21 protein-coding genes are annotated in these 19,433 nt (G+C 71.5%); 11 read left to right on the top strand and 10 right to left on the bottom strand.

Annotated elements, in window-relative coordinates; all coding sequences use genetic code 11:
• Positions 1 to 215 precede the first annotated feature (215 nt).
• Complete coding sequence (locus tag ACIBL4_RS33030) at positions 216 to 1,430, top strand: flavin-containing monooxygenase (RefSeq protein WP_399415442.1); 1,215 nt, start codon at positions 216 to 218, stop codon at positions 1,428 to 1,430.
• Here ACIBL4_RS33030 and ACIBL4_RS33025 read toward each other — a convergent pair.
• Positions 1,427 to 2,266 (bottom strand): endonuclease/exonuclease/phosphatase family protein, encoded by an 840-nt coding sequence (locus tag ACIBL4_RS33025; protein ID WP_399415441.1) that lies wholly within the window; start codon positions 2,264 to 2,266, stop codon positions 1,427 to 1,429. The two genes, ACIBL4_RS33030 and ACIBL4_RS33025, sit on opposite strands and share 4 nt — an antisense overlap.
• Positions 2,267 to 2,429: 163 nt before the next feature.
• Here ACIBL4_RS33025 and ACIBL4_RS33020 point away from each other — a divergent pair, with 163 nt between their 5' ends.
• The 3 genes from ACIBL4_RS33020 to ACIBL4_RS33010 are packed head-to-tail and all read left to right on the top strand — an operon-like array spanning position 2,430 to position 6,112.
• A complete protein-coding gene (locus tag ACIBL4_RS33020; protein ID WP_399415440.1) occupies positions 2,430 to 4,658 on the top strand; it encodes an acetate--CoA ligase family protein in 2,229 nt (742 codons plus the stop codon).
• Positions 4,655 to 5,449 (top strand): enoyl-CoA hydratase/isomerase family protein, encoded by a 795-nt coding sequence (locus ACIBL4_RS33015; RefSeq protein ID WP_399415439.1) that lies wholly within the window; start codon positions 4,655 to 4,657, stop codon positions 5,447 to 5,449. Before ACIBL4_RS33020 ends, ACIBL4_RS33015 begins: the two co-directional genes overlap by 4 nt.
• Positions 5,450 to 5,506: 57 nt before the next feature.
• Positions 5,507 to 6,112 (top strand): flavin reductase family protein, encoded by a 606-nt coding sequence (locus tag ACIBL4_RS33010; RefSeq protein WP_399415438.1) that lies wholly within the window; start codon positions 5,507 to 5,509, stop codon positions 6,110 to 6,112.
• 15 nt (positions 6,113 to 6,127) lie between these two features.
• Here the strand turns inward: ACIBL4_RS33010 and ACIBL4_RS33005 are convergent, their stop codons facing one another.
• Complete coding sequence (locus ACIBL4_RS33005) at positions 6,128 to 7,243, bottom strand: methyltransferase (RefSeq protein ID WP_399415437.1); 1,116 nt, start codon at positions 7,241 to 7,243, stop codon at positions 6,128 to 6,130.
• A gap of 264 nt (positions 7,244 to 7,507) precedes the next feature.
• Entirely contained in the window at positions 7,508 to 8,362 is an 855-nt protein-coding gene (locus tag ACIBL4_RS33000; RefSeq protein WP_399415436.1) for an alpha/beta fold hydrolase, read from the bottom strand.
• A 99-nt stretch (positions 8,363 to 8,461) separates the two neighbouring features.
• Between ACIBL4_RS33000 and ACIBL4_RS32995 the strand changes: the two genes are divergently transcribed.
• Entirely contained in the window at positions 8,462 to 8,872 is a 411-nt protein-coding gene (locus ACIBL4_RS32995) for a winged helix-turn-helix transcriptional regulator (RefSeq protein ID WP_399415435.1), read from the top strand.
• Between the two features lie 74 nt (positions 8,873 to 8,946).
• On the opposite strand, the gene ACIBL4_RS32990 is transcribed toward ACIBL4_RS32995, so the two are convergent.
• Together ACIBL4_RS32990 and ACIBL4_RS32985 are read right to left on the bottom strand one after the other, a co-directional pair.
• On the bottom strand, positions 8,947 to 9,489 hold the full coding sequence (locus ACIBL4_RS32990; protein WP_399415434.1) for a flavoprotein: 543 nt from the start codon (positions 9,487 to 9,489) through the stop codon (positions 8,947 to 8,949).
• The gene (locus tag ACIBL4_RS32985) at positions 9,486 to 9,638 is read right to left on the bottom strand and encodes a hypothetical protein (RefSeq protein ID WP_399415433.1); all 153 of its coding nucleotides are present in this window, start codon (positions 9,636 to 9,638) and stop codon (positions 9,486 to 9,488) included. The genes ACIBL4_RS32990 and ACIBL4_RS32985 overlap by 4 nt, the downstream gene beginning before the upstream one ends.
• A 97-nt stretch (positions 9,639 to 9,735) precedes the next feature.
• Between ACIBL4_RS32985 and ACIBL4_RS32980 the strand changes: the two genes are divergently transcribed.
• The 3 genes from ACIBL4_RS32980 (at position 9,736) to ACIBL4_RS32970 (ending at position 12,271) form a co-directional block, all read left to right on the top strand.
• Positions 9,736 to 10,986, top strand: coding sequence for a helix-turn-helix domain-containing protein (locus ACIBL4_RS32980; protein ID WP_399415432.1), 1,251 nt, complete (start codon positions 9,736 to 9,738; stop codon positions 10,984 to 10,986).
• Between the two features lie 93 nt (positions 10,987 to 11,079).
• Positions 11,080 to 11,661: a hypothetical protein gene (locus tag ACIBL4_RS32975; RefSeq protein WP_399415431.1), complete on the top strand. Its 582-nt coding sequence runs from the start codon at positions 11,080 to 11,082 to the stop codon at positions 11,659 to 11,661.
• Between the two features lie 97 nt (positions 11,662 to 11,758).
• Positions 11,759 to 12,271 (top strand): GNAT family N-acetyltransferase, encoded by a 513-nt coding sequence (locus tag ACIBL4_RS32970; RefSeq protein WP_399415430.1) that lies wholly within the window; start codon positions 11,759 to 11,761, stop codon positions 12,269 to 12,271.
• Here the strand turns inward: ACIBL4_RS32970 and ACIBL4_RS32965 are convergent.
• On the bottom strand, positions 12,268 to 12,576 hold the full coding sequence (locus ACIBL4_RS32965; RefSeq protein ID WP_399415429.1) for a hypothetical protein: 309 nt from the start codon (positions 12,574 to 12,576) through the stop codon (positions 12,268 to 12,270). The genes ACIBL4_RS32970 and ACIBL4_RS32965 overlap by 4 nt on opposite strands.
• 62 nt (positions 12,577 to 12,638) lie before the next feature.
• Between ACIBL4_RS32965 and ACIBL4_RS32960 the strand changes: the two genes are divergently transcribed.
• On the top strand, positions 12,639 to 13,136 hold the full coding sequence (locus tag ACIBL4_RS32960) for an NUDIX hydrolase (RefSeq protein WP_399415428.1): 498 nt from the start codon (positions 12,639 to 12,641) through the stop codon (positions 13,134 to 13,136).
• A 68-nt stretch (positions 13,137 to 13,204) separates the two neighbouring features.
• Here ACIBL4_RS32960 and ACIBL4_RS32955 read toward each other — a convergent pair whose 3' ends face one another.
• A complete protein-coding gene (locus ACIBL4_RS32955) occupies positions 13,205 to 13,570 on the bottom strand; it encodes a YybH family protein (RefSeq protein ID WP_399415427.1) in 366 nt (121 codons plus the stop codon).
• Between the two features lie 98 nt (positions 13,571 to 13,668).
• Here ACIBL4_RS32955 and ACIBL4_RS32950 point away from each other — a divergent pair, with 98 nt between their 5' ends.
• Positions 13,669 to 14,559, top strand: coding sequence for a LysR family transcriptional regulator (locus ACIBL4_RS32950; protein WP_399415426.1), 891 nt, complete (start codon positions 13,669 to 13,671; stop codon positions 14,557 to 14,559).
• 18 nt (positions 14,560 to 14,577) lie between these two features.
• Here ACIBL4_RS32950 and ACIBL4_RS32945 read toward each other — a convergent pair whose 3' ends face one another.
• A complete protein-coding gene (locus tag ACIBL4_RS32945) occupies positions 14,578 to 15,900 on the bottom strand; it encodes an MFS transporter (RefSeq protein WP_399415425.1) in 1,323 nt (440 codons plus the stop codon).
• A gap of 71 nt (positions 15,901 to 15,971) precedes the next feature.
• Here ACIBL4_RS32945 and ACIBL4_RS32940 point away from each other — a divergent pair, with 71 nt between their 5' ends.
• Positions 15,972 to 17,012 (top strand): GlxA family transcriptional regulator, encoded by a 1,041-nt coding sequence (locus tag ACIBL4_RS32940; protein ID WP_399415424.1) that lies wholly within the window; start codon positions 15,972 to 15,974, stop codon positions 17,010 to 17,012.
• Here ACIBL4_RS32940 and ACIBL4_RS32935 read toward each other — a convergent pair.
• Positions 17,002 to 18,051 (bottom strand): Zn-dependent alcohol dehydrogenase, encoded by a 1,050-nt coding sequence (locus ACIBL4_RS32935; RefSeq protein WP_399415423.1) that lies wholly within the window; start codon positions 18,049 to 18,051, stop codon positions 17,002 to 17,004. The genes ACIBL4_RS32940 and ACIBL4_RS32935 overlap by 11 nt on opposite strands.
• Positions 18,051 to 19,199, bottom strand: a complete 1,149-nt coding sequence (locus tag ACIBL4_RS32930) for an acyl-CoA dehydrogenase family protein (protein WP_399415422.1) — start codon at positions 19,197 to 19,199, stop codon at positions 18,051 to 18,053. Before ACIBL4_RS32930 ends, ACIBL4_RS32935 begins: the two co-directional genes overlap by 1 nt.
• Positions 19,200 to 19,433: the final 234 nt, after the last annotated feature.

Genomic DNA, 19,433 nt, shown 5'->3' with positions numbered 1-19,433 from the left:
CGATTGTCACCCGGGAGGAGGACCACGGCCCCGGAACTGCCCGTCCGCGCAGGAGGCAGCACCCCGCGATCCGTCGGCACCGATCACCGGCTCGCCACAACCAGGCCCGCCGCCCCACCGGCTCCACCCCGTCCTGCTACAGCCGTGATCAATCCGAAACCAATTCCGGTCTTGACCGAGACCCATCAAGCTGGTCCGTGGCTACGCTCCCGCTCATGGCCGACTCCACACCCCCCACACACTCCCCCGCACCCCCCACACCCGACCGCCCCGTCTACGTCATCGGCGGCGGCCCGGGCGGGCTCTCCGCCGCGTACGCGCTGCGGGCCCGGGGCATACGGGCCGTCGTCCTGGAGAAGTCCGACCGCGTCGGGTCGTCCTGGCGCGGCCACTACGACCGGCTGCACCTGCACACCACCCGCCGGCTGTCGTCCCTGCCAGGGCTGCCGATGCCACGGCGGTTCGGGCGGTGGGTGTCCCGGGACAACGTGGTGCGGTACCTGGAGAAGTACGCCGAGCACCACCGGCTCGAAGTCGTCACCGGCGTCGAGGTGTCCCGCGTCGAGCGCGCGCCCGACGGCACGGGCTGGCTGCTGCACGCCACCGGCGGCCGGGAACTGACCGGCGCGGCGGTCGTCGTCGCCACCGGCTACAACCACACGCCCCGCGTGCCCGACTGGCCCGGCCGCGACACCTACACCGGCGAGTTCCTGCACGCGTCCGCCTACCGCAACGCCGAGCCCTTCGCGGGGCGCGAGGTCCTCGTCGTGGGCGCCGGCAACACGGGCGCCGAGATCGCCGTGGACCTGGCGGACGGCGGCGCCCGGGTACGGCTGTCCATCCGCACCGTCCCGCACATCGTGCGCCGCTCGACTGCGGGCTGGGCCGCGCAGTACTCGGGCGTCATGGCCCGGCACCTGCCGGTCGGCCTGGTCGACCGGATGGCCCGGCAGCTGGGCAGACTGAGCGTGCCCAATCTGTCCGCCCACGGCCTGCCGCGCCCCGACACCGGCCTCTACACCCGGGCCACCGAGGGCGCCGTACCCGTCCAGGACGTCGGTCTGATCGACGCCGTACGCACGGGCAGGGTGGAGGTCGTGGCGGCCGTGGAGGGCTTCGAGGACGGCAAGGTCGTCCTCGCCGACGGCAGCCGCCTCTCCCCGGACGCCGTCGTCGCGGCCACCGGCTACACCCGGGCCCTGGAGGGCCTCGTCGGCCACCTCGACGTACTCGACGCCCGCGGGAAGCCCGTCGTCCAGGGCCCCCGCAGCCCGCGGACCGCCCCCGGCCTGTACTTCACCGGCTTCACCAACCCGATCAGCGGCATGTTCCGCGAGATGGCGATCGACGCGATGAAGATCGCGAAGGCCATCGCCCGGGACGGCTCGGGGGCGGTGTCGCGACTCCCGGGCCAGGGGGACACCGCCTAGGCCCACCGGCCGGGGGGATGGCCGGGCAGCGTCAGGTCGGTGACCAGGCCGTAGTGGTCGCTCGCGTACACGCCGTCCACCGGGCGCACCAGGACCCGCCGGCATGAGGAGACCTGCAGGGTGGGGCCGTGCGGGCCGCAGCGGAGCAGGATGTAGTCGATACGGCGATCCGAGGTCTCGGGCATGTCCCCCTGCCGCACGAGCGGGTTGGCCGGGCTGAACGTGGGGCCCGGTTCATTGGGGTGCACGGCCGACCAGGTGTCCTGGAAGCAGACACTCGTGCCGTCGAGCGACTGGAGCCCCTGGAAGAAGCGCAGGCTGGCGGCCTCGGGGATGGCGTCGAAGTCGCCGAGCAGGACGGTGTGGCGCACGGGGCGTTCGGCGGTGACGCCGTCCACGAGCCGGGCGGTGGCGAGCGCCTGCAACTCCCGTTCGTACTCGTAGCCGTAGGGCCAGCTGGGCTTGTGGTGCACGACGAGGATCGTGCCGAAGGGTTCGGGCAGCCGTAGCTCCGCGGCGACGACTCCGCACCAGCTGGTGCGCGCCGTGCGCTCGGTCACCTGGAGCGGGTCCGTCACGGTGTGTCCGAAGGGGTGGCGGGCGGCCAGGACGGCTCCCACACCGTCGGGAGACCGGCGAGGGTGCTCGGCGACATGCCAGCCGGCGTCGACGAGCGCCGCCACGTCCTCGGGGGTGACTTCCTGCAGCGCGAGCACGTCCGGGTCCTGGCGCTCGATCTCGCGGGCCAGGACCGCCCGCCGGCGCGCGCCGTCGGCGTACCGCGGTGCCAGCACGTTCATGGTCATCAGCCGGATACCGGAGGCGGCCTCACTCATGGGTTCAGCGTGGCACACGGCGTACGGACGTACACCCGGCAGGAGTACGGACGTACACCCGGCGGGAACTTCACCCGCGCTCAACCGTTCCTGACATCACGTCAGTTCGGATAACCTGACAGAGCGTCAGTTAGCGGCTGTCTCACAGGAGCGGGCGGAAACGATGCTTGGATCGACCCACGGCACCCTCACCACCGACTCCCGCCGGACCCGGGCTCTCGCCTGTGGCGAGCGGTCCGGGCCCGTCGTGCACGGCAGGCCGGCCCAGACGGGAGACCTCGATGTCAGCGGGCGCCCGCTGCACGCGGACGTACCCGACCTGGACCGCTTCTTCCGCCCGCAGTCCGTCGCCGTGATCGGCGCGTCCGATGCCGAGGGACGCCCGAACACCGGCATCACACGGCAACTGGCCGACTGGGCGGAACGGGTCGGGGCCCGGCTGTATCCGGTGCATCCGATCCGGCCATCCGTCTTCGGCATGGCCTGCTGTCCTTCCGTCGCGGGCCTGCCCGAGCAGGTCGATTTGGCCGTGGTGCTGGTCGGCGACCCCCTCCCCGTGGTCGAGGAACTGGCCGAGGCCAAGGCCCGGTTCGCGGTCGTCTTCGCCTCCGGGTTCGCGGAGACCGGGCCGGAGGGCGAGGCCGCCCAGCGGCGACTGGCCGCCGCCGTCGAGCGGTCCGGGATGCGGCTGCTGGGCCCCAACACCAACCTCAACGCCTTCGAGCGGTTCCGCGACGACCTGGCGGGGCCTGCGATCGCCCTGATCACCCAGTCCGGCCACCAGGGCCGCCCCCTCTTCGCGCTCCAGGAACTCGGCATCCGGCTCTCCCACTGGGCGCCCACCGGCAACGAGGCCGACCTGGAGAGCGCCGACTTCCTCTCCTACTTCGCCGAGCAGCCCGAGGTCGGCGCCATCGCCTGCTACCTGGAAGGGCTGAAGGACGGCCGCTCCTTCCTGCTCGCCGCCGACCGGGCCGCCCGGCGCGGCGTGCCGGTCGTCGCCGTCAAGGTGGGCCGCACCGAGACCGGCGCCCGCACGGCCGCCTCCCACACCGGCAAACTGACCGGCGCCGACGCCGTGGTGGACGCGGCGCTGCGGCAGTACGGCGTGATCCGCGTCGACGGGCTCGACGAACTCCAGGACATCGCCGCCCTGTTGGCCCGGGCCCGCCCGCCGCGCGCCGACGGGGCCGTCGTCTACTCGATCTCCGGCGGCACGGGCGCGCACGTCGCCGACCTGGCGACGGAGGCGGGCCTGCGGCTGCCGGTCCTGTCGGAGGCGAAACAGGCCGAGCTGCACCAGTGGATACCCGAGTACCTGAGCGTCGCCAACCCCGTCGACAACGGCGGTCACCCGGTCGGCGACCGGCGCGGCCGGAAGATCATCGACGCGATCCTCGACGACCCCGAGGTGGGCGTGCTCATCTGCCCGATCACCGGGCCGTTCCCCCCGCTCAGCGACCGGCTCGTCCAAGACCTGGTCGACGCGGCGGAACAGACCGACAAGCTGGTGTGCGTGATCTGGGGCTCACCGGTCGGCACCGAGCCGGCCTACCGCGAGGTCCTGCTCGGCTCCTCCCGCGTGGCCACCTTCCGCACGGTCGGCAACTGCCTCACCGCCGTCCGCGCCCACCTCGCCCACCACCGCTTCACGACCGGCTACCGCTCCCCCTTCGACGACGCGCCCCGCACCCCCTCCCCCTCCTACCGCAAGGCCCAGGCGCTGATGCGGCCCGGCGAGCAGCTCAGCGAGCACGCGGCGAAGCAGTTGCTTCGGGCGTACGGCATCCGCGTGCCGCGCGAGCAGCTGGTGACCAGCGCGGCGGCGGCCGTACGGGCGGCGGGGCTGGTGGGCTACCCGGTGGTGATGAAGGCCTCGGGCGCCCGGATCGCCCATAAGACCGAACTGGGCCTCGTGAAGATCGGGCTCACCTCGGCGAGCCAGGTCCGCGACGCCTACCGGGAGCTGACCGACATCGCCCGCTACGAGGACGTCCCGCTGGACGGCGTACTGGTCTGCCAGATGGTCGAGCACGGCGTCGAGATGGTCGTCGGAGTCACGCACGACGACCTGTTCGGGCCGACGGTGACGGTCGGGCTCGGCGGGGTCCTCGTCGAGGTCCTGCGCGACACCGCCGTAGGGGTGCCGCCGTTCGGTGAGGAGCAGGCGCGCGACATGCTCGCCGGGCTGCGGGGGCGGGCACTGCTCGACGGGGTCCGGGGCCGGCCGCCGGCGGATCTGGACGCCCTCGTCGAGGTCGTCCTGCGCGCACAGCGCATGGCACTGGAACTCGGGGACCAGCTGGCCGAGTTGGACATCAACCCGCTCATGGTCCTGCCCCGGGGGCAAGGCGCGGTGGCGCTGGACGCCCTGGCGGTGTGCAGCCGATGACGGAACCCGCCGTTCTGCACACGACGGGCGACCACGTCCTGTCCATCACCCTCGACCGGCCCGAGACCCTCAACGCCCTCACGCCCAACGATCGGGACGAGATCGTGCGGCTGCTGTCGGAGGCGTCCGGGGCGCCTGAAGTACGAGCCGTCGTACTCACCGGAACGGGCCGTGGCTTCTGCGCCGGCGCGGACCTCCGGAACACCGCCGCCACGACCGGCGAACGCGTCCCCGGAGATGTCGCCCGCACCCTCCGCACCGGCGCCCAGCGCCTGATCGCCGCCGTCCTGGACTGCGAGAAGCCGGTGATCGCGGCGGTCAACGGCACGGCGGCGGGCCTCGGCGCGCACCTGGCGTTCGCCTGCGACCTGGTCCTGGCGGCCGAATCCGCCCGCTTCATCGAGGTGTTCGTACGGCGCGGCCTGGTCCCCGACGCCGGCGGCGCCTACCTCCTCCCCCGGCTCATCGGCCCGCAGCGCGCCAAGGAGCTGATGTTCTTCGGCGACGCGCTCACGGCGACCGACGCGGAGCGGATGGGGCTGGTCAACCGGGTCGTCCCGGACGCCGACCTGGAGAAGACGTCCCGCGCCTGGGCCGAACGCCTCGCCACCGGCCCGACCCGCGCCCTCGCCCTGACCAAGCAGCTCGTCAACGCCTCCCTCGACACCGACCGAGCCACCGCCTTCGCCGCGGAGGCCGCCGCGCAGGAGATCAACATGACGACGGCGGACGCGCCGGAGGGCGTACGCAGCTTCGTGGAGCGGCGCAGCCCGCTGTACAAGGGCCACTGACCCTTCCTATCTGACACTGCGTCAGCTTGAATGTCGTGTGTGATGGGACAAGCAGGAATGGCCGAAGCCGCCGTCCGCTACCTCCGGTCGGTCCGCACCGCCGCGCCGGAGCCCGTCGAAGTGCTGCCGCGCCCCGAGCTGCGGTGCGTCGGCGAGGACGAACGCGCTCCCGTCGACCCGGCGGAATTCCGCCGCGTCCTGGGGAACTTCCCGACAGGCGTGGCCGTCATCACGGCACCCTCCGCCACCACCTCCGGCACCTCCCCCGCCGGCTTCGCCTGCCAGTCCTTCACCTCCCTCTCCCTCGACCCGCCGCTGGTCGCCTTCATGGTCGGCCGCGGATCGACGACCTGGCCGCGTATCGCCCGGGCCGGGGTGTTCTGCGTGAACGTCCTCGGAGCCCACCAGAGCGAGCTGTGCCGCGCCTTCGCGGTGAGCGGCGCGGACAAGTTCGCGGGGGTGGCGTACGACGCGGCGCCGGTGTCCGGCTCGCCGCGTCTGTCGGGTGCCGTCGCCTGGATCGACTGCGCGATCCACGCGGTCCACACCGGCGGCGACCACCTCATCGTGGTGGGCCGGGTGGACGCCCTCGGCACGGCAGCCGACGACCCGGACGGACCGCTGCTCTTCCACCGAGGGCGCTTCACGCGGCTGTCGGACTGACCGGGCAGGTACGGGTCAGGCGACGGCCAGCCGCCACAGCGAGGTGACCTCGGCGACCCGTACGGCATGCAACGGATCATCCGTGTCCCGCACGCGCGAGTGGCGAGGGCGGGCCTCGATCCGCCCGACCACCCGCAGTCCCGCCGTCTCGATGGCGTCCAGCAACGCGCTTCGGTCGCGCAGCCCGAGCCGTTCCGCCAGATCGGACAGCACGAGCCAGCCCTCGCCGCCCGGCTCCAGCCGACCGGCGAGCCCGTCGAGGAACCCTCGGAGCATGCCGCCGCCCGCGTCGTAGACGCCGAGGTCGAGGTCGGAGGCGGGGCGGGCGGGGATCCAGGGCGGGTTGCACACCACCAGGCCGGCGCGCCCCTCGGGATACAGCTCGGGCCCGGTGACGCGGACCGCCGCCCCGAGCCCCAACCGCTCCACGTTGCCCCGGGCACACGCCCGCGCCCGGGCGCTGACATCCGTGGCCACGACCTGCCGGACACCCCGCCGGGCGAGCACGGCGGCGAGCACACCGGTGCCCGTACCGAGGTCGAACGCGGTACGCATGCCAGGGCCTGGCAACGGCGCCCGCGCGACCAGGTCGACGTACTCACTCCTCGTCGGTGCGAACACCCCGTAGTGCGGGTGGATCCGGGCGTCCAGCGCCGGTACGTGCACGCCGTTCTCCCGCCATTCCCGGGCACTGATCACGCCCAGCAGCTCGGTCAGGGCGACGGCCACAGGACCATCGGACGGCCCGTACGCCTCGACACACGCCCGGCTCACATCGGGCGCCCGGCGCAGCGCCAGGTTGTGGCCCTCCTCCAGCAGGACGAGCAACTTCCCCAGCACGCGCGCACGGTGAGCACGAAACCGCCGGTACAGCTGGAAGATCTCGGCGGGCGTCCCCGCCGCACCGGGCGCGGCACCACGGACACGACGGTCAATGGCGCGCAACAACTGCCGCGCGTTCTGGAAATCCCCGCGCCACAACAACGCGGTGCCCTCACAGGCCAGCCGGTGGGCGACGGCGGCCCTCATCCGGTCGTCGGCGACGACGACCCGACGGGGCAGGGGCAGCCCGGACTCAGAATGCCAGCGGGCGGAAAGGGGTTGAGCCTCGACCCAGTGGATCGTGGACACGGCAAACTCCTCGGAAGGCCGAACGTGAACGAACCTGCGACGTCACGACGACCACGTCACCGAGGACCATGCCGAGTGTCATCAACGGACCTTCCAAGAGGCGAACGGACTGGCCTCAGGATAGGCCCAGCCCCGGAATCCACCGACCGATCGCCGAAGGCGACGCGCAGCGCCCTTGAGGCAGGCCGTGGGAGCACGACACTGACCATGAAGCGGGCGGCCTGGACAGTTCCTTCATGTCGTGGACGGGAACATCGCCCCAGGTCACGGCAGATCGGCGGCGAGGAAGGGAGCAAGGAGTGCGAACAACTCGTCGGGGCGGTCCAGGGGGATGATGTGGCCGCAGTCCTGGAGATGGTGTCCGACCAGGTCGTCGGCGATAGGACGGAGTTGGCGTTCGAGCCCGGTGCCGACGGGATGGGAGCCGACGGCCATGGTGGGCATGGTCAGCCGAGCCGTCGCGACGGCGTCCTCGAGCTGCCGCGCGCTGGTGGGCAGGGCACGGTAATAGGAGAACGCGCAGCGCAGGGCGTCGCTCCCGGTGAACGCGTGGACGAAGGCCGCACGGATGTCGTCGGGTACTCCGCGCCCGAGCGTCCCCGAGTCGAGGAACCAGTCAATGTACGGGGCCTCGTTGCCGGCCAGGACGGTCTCGGCGAGGCCGGGGACGGCGTGGAAGCCGAACCACCACGGGGCGCCGCCCGCGAAGACCTGTTCTGCTCCGGGCAGGCGCCCGAGCAGTGCCTCCATCACGACCAGGCGCCGGACGAGGCCGGGCCGGCGCAGCGCGAGCAGGACGGCGGGAGCGGTGCCCGCGTCGATGCCGACCACGGCTGCGGAGCGCTCGCCGAGTTCGTCGAGCAGCCCTTCGGCGTCGGCGGCGAGGGTGCCCGCGTCGTAGCCCTCGTCGGCACGTGCACTGGCCCCGAAGCCTCGTAGGTCCGGCGCGATGACCCGGTACTGCCCGGCCAGTCGGCCCATGATGCCGCTCCAGAGTTGCCAGGTGTGCGGGAAGCCGTGCAGCAGGAGAACCGCAGCTCCCTCCCCGGCGGTCGCGACGTTGAGTTGGACGCCGTTCGTCGTGATGCGGCGCAGTTGGTGGGCGGTGGTGGCAGGCATGACGTCTCTCCGGATGGTTACCATTGGTGACCACAGAACGATAGGTAACCGGCAGACCGCTGCCCAGACGGCACTTTCAGGGAAGGTGGTGAGCCACAGGTGACCACCCGAGGGGCCCGGCCCGCCGGTCGCGGGGTGCGCGGCGATCTGTTCGATCCCTATTGCCCGACGCGGCAGTTGCTGGACCGCATCGGTACGAAGTGGACGTCCATGGCCGTCAAGACGCTCGCCGACGCCGCACCGGACGAGGTGCGCTTCGCGGAGCTCAGACGCCGGATGCCCGGCGTCTCGCAGAAGATGCTGTCCGTGACGCTGCGAAGCCTGACCCGCGACGGGCTGGTGTCGCGCCGGGTGGAACCGACCGTGCCGCCGCGGGTTTTCTACCGGCTCACCGCACTCGGGCTGTCCCTGGAAGTCGCGCTTGCGGGGCTGCGGACCTGGGCGGAGGAGCACATGGCCGAGATCGACCGCGCCAACGAAGTCGCCGATCAGGAGGCCGATGAGGGATAGGCAGGCCGGTTCCGCGCCCGCAGGGGATCGCCCACTACCGCGGCTTCATGGGCCCGGAGGCTTGGGGTCGCCGATCAGGCGCCGATCTGCCTCCGAACAGCAGCGAGCGCCTTCCTCCACGGATACGCCTCCGGATTCCCCTGCCTCGGAGGGTGCGACTCGTACCCGTCCGGACCGTCGAGAACGAGGACGCCCTGCTCGCGCAGCACCGCGATCGAGCGCGCGACCGCCGGCTGTGCGCCCTGAGCCTGGTTGAAGTACGGCATCGCCGCCACAGGTACGCCCATGTGCACCGCCTCCGACGGGATGCCGATCGCGACGGTGTCCGCGATTCCCGCGCCCCACTTGTTAAGCGTCGTGCACGACATCGGCGCCACCAGCATGGCGTCCGCCTTCGGTAACACGTCTTTCTCCCAGGGCAGCTTGTACCGCACCCGGACTGGGTGCCCGGTCAGGGCCACGAGTTCCTGCATGCGCGGCTCCCACCAACTCGCCGCGGATGGGGTGAGAACGAGGCACACCTCCCACCCGTCATCGTGGGCTGCACGCACGCCATCATCGATGTACTGGGTAGGGCCTGCGGCGCAGGCGATCAGGTACAGAACCGGCTTGGTCATGCACGGAGTCCACAGCGCTCGGCCAGCGCACGCAACTCGCTCCCGGGATTGGGGACTGCGCCGACGATGTCCTTGACAAGGTTCACCGTGTCCGGCCGGCCACGCACTTCCTCAGGCGCCAGCCTGTCGGCCTTCACGAGTTCCTTCACGGCATGGTCCTTGCGCCGCGTCAGCCCTTCGTCACGCAGAGCCTTGGTCGGGCCCAATACCCTGGCAGTGGACGCTGAACAGAGAAGGGGCGAGACCATGCCATCTGATGCTTCCCCGGACCCCTACGCCGACCCGCTGGTCTTCGGACAACGGCTCCAGATCCTGCGCACCCGCAAGGGCCTCACCCGCGAACAACTCGGAGGCCTCGTCGGCCGCTCCGGTTCCTGGGTCAAGGGCATCGAATCGGGTCGTCTCAAGACCCCCAAGCTCGAAGTCATCCTCCACATCGCCGAGATCCTCCGTGTACGGGACCTCTCCGACCTCACGGGAGACCAGTCCGTGCACGTCGCTCTCTTCACCGGCCCGGGCCACCCGCGTCTCCCTGAGGTAAAGGCGGCTGTCGATGCGTTCCCTCTCACCAACCGGCGTCAGGCACCCCCCGCCGAGCACCTCCGCGCCCGCCTCGCTCGTGCATGGGCCGCCCGTCACTCGGCCCCCAATCACCGCGAGGTCATCGGCGAACTGCTGCCGGATCTGATCAGTGACGCTCAGGCCACGGCCCGGCAGGCCAAAACCGGACCCGAACGGCGCGCAGCCCAGGCCGTGCTCGCAGAGGTGTACTCCCTCGCGCAGTTCTTCTGCGCCTACCAGCCCGACTCGGCGCTGCTGTGGCGCGTGTCCGACCGTGCTCTGATCGCGGCGCAGGAGTCCGAGGACCCGCACGCGATCGGTGTCGCGGCGTGGCTCGCCGCGCAGGCTCACCGCGACAGTGGGCCCTCCCACTTCGACGCTGCCGATGCCGTGAATCTGGAGACCTTGGGGTACCTCGAACCGCTGCTGCCGAACGCGAGCGACGATGTCCTCGCGATCACAGGTGCTCTCACCTTCGAAGCCGGATACACCGCCGCCCGCCGGGGTGAGACAGGTACAGCCTGGCGGTACTGGGATCAGGCCAAGGACATGGCCGACCGTCTGCCCACCAGCTACTACCACCCGGTCACGTCGTTCTCGCGCGCCATCATGGGGGCGCACGCTGTCACCATCGCCGTCGAGCTGCACGCCGGCGGGGAGTCCGTACGGCAGGCGGCGGCCGCGGACGCAGCCACCATCCCGTCGCGGCCGCGACGAGCGCGCCATCGCATCGAGGCAGCTCGCGGCTACCAGCTCGACGGGCAGCCGGACGTGGCTCTCGCGACGCTCAGCCAGGCCTACGAAGCCGCACCGGAGACCATCAAGTACAACGGGTACGCCAAGCGCATCATCCTGGAGGAGACCGAGGCGAAGTCTCCAGCGCGCAGGCGCCGCGCTTCAGGGCTCGCGGTAAGGCTCGGTCTTCTCGCCGCCTAAGCACGGTGGTACAAACTGTGCCCCTACCGCCACACGACCGCCTCTACGGTCACGTGCGTGAAAGAAACCACACGTGACCGGGGAGGCCCGAGCATGCCGAGCAACTACAGCCACCCAGCCCTACGGCCCGTCGTTGCTGAACCTGGCGTGCTCGTGCACCCCACCGCGGACCGACGGTTAGCGGCGGAACACTGGCTGCTGGCGACGCTGCCGCCACCGGGCCGCGACCGGGCCCGGCTGGAATGGCAGCAGCACGAGGTGGCGCTGCTCCCGCTCGGCACGCTGTTCTCCGCTGTACGGATCCCGGGTCGCCTCCTGGTCGCCCTCACGGGCAGCACCAGCACATCCGAACTCGACGAGTTCATGTGCCACGCCCTCGACGGCGGCCCGGTCATCTGCGATCCGCATCACCTCCGGTACTACGCCTTGGTGCCCGCGAGCATGCCGCGTACGTGGAGTCAGGCCGTCGACGACTGGAGGTCGCTGGACGTGGACTGCCTCGGCCACGGCAGCTACCTGGGAGTCCCGAGAGCGGACGCAGTCGAATACACCCGTGCTCGCGCCACCTACTGGTCGGTGCCGATGCACACGGCCGCAACACTGTGCAGGCCCCTGAAGGTCGCCCGGCTTATCGCCGCCGGCCGGCACTGTATGCCTCAGGAGCCGGACGAGTGACCGCCCCCGCAGACCGCTACAACACGCCGGAACAGTCGTCCGGCCCCAACGCTCCCGCTCCAGGCCCCGACAGGTCGAACCCCACGAGGAGACCGGCATGGAGAGCACCGTCATCCGCCCCTTCGAGCACACGGACCTCCCCGGGGCGGTCGCCGCACTGACGGATGTTCACGCCACCGACGGCTATCCGGTCGAAGGCGTCGCCCGCCCGGAGGAGTGGCTGCGTTCGGACGACGTGCTGGCTTCCTGGGTTGCGGCGGCGGAAGGAGAGATCGTCGGCCATGTCGCCGTGATGCGACCCAACGGCGAGGCTGCCGTGGCCCTTTGGACCGAACGGAGCGGGGCTGAAGAGCTCCACATCGGCGTACTGGCCCGCCTCTTCGTCGTCCGCCGGGCACGGAGGCGGGCCCTGGGCGAGCGGCTGGTCCGGACGGCGATGACGTACGGCCTGCGCCACAACCGCCGCCTCGTACTGGACGTCATGGTCAAGGACACAGCCGCCATCCGCCTCTACGACCGCCTCGGCTGGCTCAGGACCGGCCTGGCCGAGCACCAGTACGGAGCCGGGCAGCAGATCGAGGCCATCTGCTACGCGGCTCCCGCTCCCTAACCGGCGAAGCCCTCGACCACGCAGTAGGCGACGTACAGCCCGTACAACGCCAGGAGCACACCGAGGAACCGTGTCCACGCGGGCAGGGCGCGGTGCCGGTGCGTGTTCCACATGCGCCGCAGCTGTAAGACGGTGAGAACGGCGCCGAGCGCGGCGATGGCCATGAACACCCAGAACAGCACGGGCCGTTCGCTGGCCGGCGCCTTCTGCACTCCGGCGTTGCCGGTGATGAGTAGCAGGTAGGGGGCGATGTACTGGGCGGGGTTGAACCCCCGAAGCCTCTCGGAGCTGCCGGACTCGATCATTGAGATACCTCCCAAGTGGTCGTGCAGGGACGCGGAGCCCAGGCGGCAGCTAGCGTGTCCGGATGCCGTCCGTGCACCTGCGTCACTCAGTACGCGCGATCATCCTCGATGAGGACGACCGCATCCTCCTCTGCCGGTTCGCGATTCCAGAGCCGGCGGGAACGGTGGTGTGGGCCGCTCCGGGCGGAGGAATCGAACAGGGCGAGACGCCCCTTGCCGCATTGCGTCGTGAGCTGTGGGAAGAGGTGGGCCTCGAGATCAGGGGGACCGATCCGCCGCACGTGTGGCATCAGGAAGTGGTGGCTGCCGGGCACGCAGTGGGCTACGACGGCGTCGTCAACGACTACTTCCTCGTGCGCACCGCGGCCTTCGACCCGCGCGGGTCGCTGTCCGACGACGAGCTCGCCGCGGAGAATATCAGCGGGCTGAAGTGGTGGCACCCGCAGGAAGTCGCCGGTTACGACGGTCCGGACCTGTTTTCCCCTCGCGACCTCGCGACTCCCCTGACCGCGTTGATCGCCTCCGGCGTTCCAGCCGCTCCTGTGCCGCTCGGCCTCTGAACGGAAAGTAAGCAGTACGACGGACGTGGACGCGCCATTCTCCGCCTGCCGGGAGGAGTTGGAGGAACTCAGCGGTCGGGCCGGACGAACTCGGGCTGGTCGAGCAGGCGCAGCCAGCTTCCGTCGGGCTGGCGCCGGACGACCTGGGCGCGGGCGCCGGTCCCGTCCTTCGGCGGAGTCGAGGTGAGGGCGATGTCGCCGCTGACCAGCGTCGGCAACGGTTCTTCCGGCTCGAAGCGGGGGCGGCCCGCCAGCACCTTCTCCCACAGCGCACGGATCGCCTCCCGGCCCACCGTCCGTTCACCGGGCGGGTAGGCCAGCACCGCGTCCTCTTCGTACAGTGCGGCGACCCCGGCCGCGTCACCGGCGTTGGAGCGTTCGACGAACAAGCGGGTGATGTCTTCGGGCCGCATGGCCTTCTCGTATTCCGGCACGGGTACCTCCTGACGTCGGGCTTCGGTACTTTCCAGACTCGTCGTCCGGAAGCCAGAAGTCCAACAGATGGTTCTTCTGGAAACTAGAATTGCCAGTCATGGAAATGAGGCAGTTGCAATACTTCGTCGCCGTCGCCGAAGAGCAGAACTTCACGCGGGCGGCCGAGCGCGTACACATCAGCCAATCCGGTGTCAGCGCCCAGATCCGCCAACTGGAACGCGAACTCGGCGCCGAGCTGTTTCACCGGTCGGCGCGCACCGCAACCCTCACTGTCGCGGGCAAGGCCGCGCTCGAACACGCCCGCGCCGCGCTCGCCGCAGCCGAGGCGGTCGGGCAGGCGGTGGGTGAGGTCACCGACCTGATCCGGGGCCGGCTCACGGTCGGGATGGTCATCGGCTGCACCGTCACGCCGCTGTTCGACGCCCTCGCCGCATTCCACCGGGCGCATCCGGGCGTGGAGATCTCCCTGCTGGAGGACAACTCCGACCGGCTCGTCGAGGGCGTACGCGCCGGCGCCATCGACCTGGCGCTCATCGGGACCGCAACCGCCCCTCCCGACGGGCTGGACGCGCTGACCATCATCAGCGAGCGGCTCGTCACAGTGGTTTCGGCCGACCATCCCCTGGCGAAACGGCGGCGGGTCACTCTGCGCGACCTGACCGCCCACCCCGTCGTGTGCATGCCACCCGGCACGGGCCTGCGCACCGTGTTCGACCGTGCCTGCGCCGCCCAGAGCCTGCAGCCCGCGATCACCCTGCAAGCCAGCTCCGCGGATGCCATCGCCGACCTCGCCGCCCGCGGACTCGGCGTCGCCGTCCTCAGCGAGTCGATGGCCGCGCACCACCGCAACCGGCTCACCGCCCGCCCCATCGACGATGTCGACATACCAGCGTTGCTCGCCCTGGTCTGGAAGAGCCCGCACAGCCCCGCCCTGCGCGAACTGCTCCTGCACAGCCGACGAGCATTCACCGAGCCCGACCCCGCCTGAAAGCCCAACAGCCCGCTCTCAGGCCACGGCCTCCACCCCCACCGCCGTCGGCCGCCGCCGGATCACCAACGCCATCAGCGCAGCCACCGCGCACAACGCCCCCGACGCGTACCAGACCACGTCGTACGAGCCGAACGCGTCACGCGCGACGCCGCCGAGGAAGGCGACCAGCGCCGCGCCGACCTGGTGGGAGGCGAGGACCCAGCCGAAGACGATCGCGCTGTCCTCGCCGTACTGCTCGCGGCACAGGGCGAGGGTGGGCGGGACGGTGGCGACCCAGTCGAGGCCGTAGAAGACGATGAAGAAGATCATCGGGGGCTGGACGCTGGGTGTGACCAGGAGCAGGGGGAGGAAGAGGAGGGAGACGCCCCGCAGGGAGTAGTAGACGGCGAGCAGGCGCCGGGCTTCGAAGCGGTCGGTGAACCAGCCGGAGGCGATCGTGCCGACGACGTCGAAGACGCCGATGACCGCGAGCAGCGAGGCGGCGGTCGTCAGGGGCATGTCGTGGTCGTGCGCGGCGGGCACGAAATGGGTCTGGATCAGGCCGTTGGTCGAGGCGCCGCAGATCGCGAAGGTGCCGGCGAGCAGCCAGAAGGGGCCGGTGCGCGCGGCCGAGAACAGGACGGTCACGGCCCGGCGGGCGGCGCCGGGGACCGGTGCGGGCTTCGGCACGAACTCGGTGGCGCCGTAAGGCTTCTGGCCCACGTCCGCGGGGTGGTCGCGCAGCAGGAGCCAGACGAACGGGACGACCGCGAGGGCGGCGAGCGCGACCGTCACGGCCGCCGGGCGCCAGTCGTGCCGTTCGACGATCCAGGACAGCAGGGGCAGGAAGATCAGCTGGCCGGAGGCGGACGCGGCGGTGAGGATGCCGCTGACCAGGCCGCGCCGCTCGGTGAACCAGCGGTTGGTGACGGTCGCCGCGAACGCCAGCGCCATGGAGCCGGAGCCGAGGCCGACCAGCAGACCCCAGCACAGCATCAGTTGCCAGGCCGCCGTCATCCACACCGTGAGGCCCGAGCCCAGCGCGATGACCGTCAGGGCGACCGCGACGACCCGGCGGATGCCGAAGCGGTCCATCAGGGCCGCCGCGAACGGGGCCGTCAGGCCGTACAGCGCGAGATTGACCGAGACGGCGGCGCTGATCGTGCCGCGTGACCAGTCGAACTCGTCGTGCAACGGGTCGATGAGCAGGCCCGGTACGGAACGGAAGGCGGCCGCCCCGATGATGGTCACGAAGGTGACGGCGGCGACGAACCAGGCCCGGTGCACACGCATACGGCTGCCACGGCCCGGCTTCGGCGGCTGCTGTGCGACTGCTGCGGCTTCGCTTGTCTGGGTCACGACATAGAGCTTCCGGTCCGCGACAGGCTCCATCGAGTGGCCCGGAGGACAGCATTCGCTAGGATCGGGCCATGACATCGGCCAGCCACTCCAGTCCGGCCGCGGACCCGGCCGCCGGCTTCCGTCCCCACCGCGTGGTCGTCCTCGCCCTCGACGGGCTGCTCCCCTTCGAACTGGGCATCCCGCACCGCATCTTCGGCCGTCCCAAGGACGCCCTGGGGCGGCGCCTGTACGAGGTCGTGACCTGCTCGGTCCGCCCGCCGGGCCCGGTCGAGACGGACGCCGACTTCGCCGTCCACGTCGAGCACGGCCCGGAGGCCCTGGCCGACGCCGACACGGTGATCGTCCCGGCGTCGTACGAACTCGGGCCGGTCTACGACGAGGGCATGCTGACCGGCGAACTGGCCGCCGCCCTCGCCCTCCTGCGGCCCGGCACCCGGCTGGCCTCCATCTGCACCGGCGTCTACGTCCTCGCCGCCGCCGGCCTCCTCGACGGCCGCCCCGCCACCACCCACTGGGCCGACGCCGCGCGCCTCCAGCGGCTCTTCCCCAAGGTCCGGGTCGACCCGGACGTGCTGTTCATCGACGACGGCGACGTGCTGACCTCCGCGGGCGTCGCCGCCGGCATCGACCTGTGCCTGCACATCGTCCGCCGGGACCACGGCGCCGCCGTCGCCAACGACGTGGCCCGCCGTACGGTCGTACCGCCGCACCGCGACGGCGGTCAGGCGCAGTACATCGAGCGACCCGTGCCCGATCCGCAGCAGGCCTCCACCACCACCGCCCGCGCCTGGGCCCTGGGCCGTCTCCACGAGCCGATCCAGTTGCGCGACATGGCCGCCCAGGAGTCCATGTCGGTCCGCACGTTCACCCGCCGCTTCCGCGAGGAGACCGGCGTCAGCCCGGGGCAGTGGCTCACCCAGCAGCGCGTGGAACGGGCCCGGCACCTGCTGGAGACCACCGACCGGTCCGTCGACCAGGTGGCTCGCGACGCCGGCTTCGGTACGGCCCAGTCGATGCGCCAGCACCTCCAGGCGGCGCTCGGCGTCACGCCCACCGCCTACCGGCGCACCTTCCGGACCGCCAGAGACACGGGGGCCGTCAGAACGTGAGCACCCCGCGCGCCACCCGCCCCGCCTCCGCGTCCGCCGCCGCCTTCTCGAAGTCCTCGACCGGGTAGGTCCGGGTGACGAGTTCGTCGAGCAGCAGCCTGCCCTGGCGGTACAGCTCCGCGTACAGGGCGATGTCCCGCTGGGGGCGGGAGGAGCCGTAGCGGCAGCCCAGGATGGACTTGTCGAGGTACATCGACGAGACGCGGAAGGACGCCTCGGCCGTGGCCGGCGGCACCCCGAGGAGGATCGCCTGGCCGTGCCGGTCCAGTGCGTCGATCGCCTGCCGGATCAGCTCCACCCGCCCGACGCACTCGAAGGCGTGGTCCGCGCCCGTGGGCAGGACGTCCCGCACGCCCTCCGTCGAAGTGAGGAAGTCCGTCGCGCCGAAGCGGCGAGCCATGTCCTCCTTCGCCGGGTTGGCGTCGACGGCCACGATCCGCAGGGCACCCGCGAGCCGCGCCCCCTGCAACACGTTCAGTCCGATGCCGCCCGTCCCGATCACCAGGACGCTGTCGCCGCGGTCCACCCGCGCCCGGTTCAGCACGGCGCCCACCCCCGTCAGCACACCGCACCCGATGAGCGCCGCCGACGCCAGGGGAATGTCCCTCGGGATACGGACCGCCTGCACGGCCTTCACGACCGTGCGCTCCGCGAACGCCGAGTTCGCGGCGAACTGGTGGACCGGCAGGCCGTCGTGGCGGAACGGCCGGCCCGGACGCCCGATCGCCTGCCGGCACATCGTCGGGCGCCCCCGGTCGCACTCCGCGCACGTACCGCAGTTCGCGAGCGTGGACAGGGACACGTGGTCCCCGGGCGCGACATGCGTGACGCCCTCCCCCACCGCCTCCACCACACCCGCTCCCTCGTGTCCCAGCACCACGGGAACCGGGAAGGGTATGGTCCCGTCCACCACCGACAGATCGCTGTGACACAGCCCCGCCGCCGAGATCGCGACCCGCACCTCACCCGGCCCCGGCTCCCGCACCTGAAGGTCCGTGACGACCCGGACCTGTTTCCCGTCGAAGATCACGCCTCGCATCACGCGGCCCCCTTGGACTCCCTGGGCAGGCCGAGCACCCGCTCGGCGATGATCGTGCGCTGGATCTGGTCCGAGCCGCCGTAGATGGTGTCGGCCCGGGAGAAGAGGAACAGGTGCTGTGCAGCGTCCAGTTCGTACGGCGACGCCACCGACCAGTCCGCCGGACCGACACTCGCCGCCGCGCCCCGCACCAGCACCGCCAGCTCCCCGAGCCGCTGATGCCAGCCGGCCCACAGCAGCTTCGCCACGCTCGGAGCCCCCGCGTCGCCCGAACCGCCCAGGGTCCGCAGGGCGTTCCAGCGCATGGTGCGCAGCTCGGCCCACTGCCGCACGAGCCGTTCCCGTACGACGGGATCCCCGACCGCGCCCGACTCCACCGCCGCCCGCACCACGCTGCCCAGTTCCTCGGCGAACCCGATCTGCTGCGCCAGCGTGGACACGCCCCGCTCGAAGCCGAGCAGGCTCATGGCGACGCGCCAGCCGTCGCCCTCGCCGCCGACGACGTGCTCCGCACGGGCCCCGTCGAAGAAGACCTCGTTGAAGTCGCTGGTGCCCGTCAGCTGCCGGATGGGGCGGACCTCGATCCGGCCCGGCTGGTCCATGGGGACGAGGAGGAAGGACAGTCCGTGGTGCCGCCGCGAGCCGGGCTCGGTGCGGGCCAGCACGAAGCACCAGTCGGCCTCGTGCGCGAGTGACGTCCAGATCTTCTGCCCGGTGACCCGGTAGCTACGGCCGTCCGCCTCGCGCACGGCCGCGGTACGGACACCGGCCAGGTCCGAGCCGGCGCCGGGTTCGCTGTAGCCCTGGCACCAGAGTTCCTCACCGGCGGCGATCGGGGGCAGGAAGCGGGACTTCTGCTCCTCGGTGCCGTGCGCAAGGAGCGTGGGAGCCAGGAGATTCTCGCCGATGTGCCCGGAGCGCGGGGGCGCGCCCGACCGGGCGTACTCCTCGGCCCAGAGGACCTGTTGGGTGAGCGTGGCGGTGCGATTGCCGTACCCGCCCGCCCCCCACCCGATCCCGATCCACCCGGCTGCCCCGAGCGTGCGCTCCCAGGAACGACGGTCACTCGCCCCTTCGGCGTGCGCGGCGAGCCAGTCCCTGACCTCGCCCCGAAAATCCTCGTCGTCCTGCGCGAACCCGAAATCCACGATTGCCGCCCCTCGTCCAAAGTGACTGCTGCGATGAGGCTGATGCCGGGTGGGTGGCGCAACCCGGCGCTACGGGGGTGCCGCCCGCGCCCACACGTGCCGCCTTGGGGGCACCTCCCAGGCCCTTAAGGCACTGGGGGAGGCACGACTGCCCGCGGACAGACGCCCCCAAGGGGCGCGGGGAACTGCGCGACCAGCCACAACCCACCCGCAGCCGCCACACGACACGCACCC

Origin of the sequence: Streptomyces sp. NPDC050416, from assembly GCF_044458845.1 — a bacterium.
In the GTDB taxonomy this organism is placed as follows: domain Bacteria; phylum Actinomycetota; class Actinomycetes; order Streptomycetales; family Streptomycetaceae; genus Streptomyces.
Note: the sequence above shows the minus strand (reverse complement) of the source record. Positions and strands in the feature narration are given on the sequence as shown.